The following is a 501-nucleotide window of genomic DNA, read 5'->3' as shown; positions in this document are numbered from 1 at the left end:
TTTCCGCTGTCACGACGCCGAACCTCATATTTCACTTCAACAGCCAACTCTCCTTCGTGTCCGAGTAGATGTGCTCCTTTATATGAAGGCATATCTTCATCAATCACAACCTGCGCTCCATATTTAACGGGAACATGCACTTCTTCTTCCTGATAGATAGGCTGATAAGGCGGAACCCCTACAATGGATTCGCCGTTTTCACGTATCTCATAGTTAATTCGAGATTCATTAATTTCTGTGAATGCGCTCATGCTCATGGATGCTCTCCTATTGTTCGATCTGTGCCGGTTACTCGCTCCGGCGGGCTATTTACTGCGCGTCCCTCTTTTCTCAATGGAGAGTAGGGTCGCCGCCCAGAAGCAGTGCGCCATTACTGGTTGACCGCCTTGCGACTTTCGCCGCCCTTGTTACCCCAGTTCAGCCATTTCCTTGTTATACGGCTCGGCTCTGATTTGTGGCTAAACTGTACCGTGCACCCTGTACCATTTCAAGTGATATATG

Annotated in this window: 1 protein-coding gene; it reads right to left on the bottom strand. The window is 48.7% G+C overall.

Annotated elements, in window-relative coordinates:
• On the bottom strand, positions 1-257 hold a 257-nt coding region (locus ACOCD2_RS26350), incomplete at its 3' end, for a hypothetical protein (protein ID WP_419605144.1).
• Positions 258-501: the final 244 nt, after the last annotated feature.

Source organism: Thiolapillus sp. (assembly GCF_048562965.1).
Classification (GTDB): domain Bacteria; phylum Pseudomonadota; class Gammaproteobacteria; order Chromatiales; family Chromatiaceae; genus Thiolapillus; species Thiolapillus brandeum_A.
Note: the sequence above shows the minus strand (reverse complement) of the source record. Positions and strands in the feature narration are given on the sequence as shown.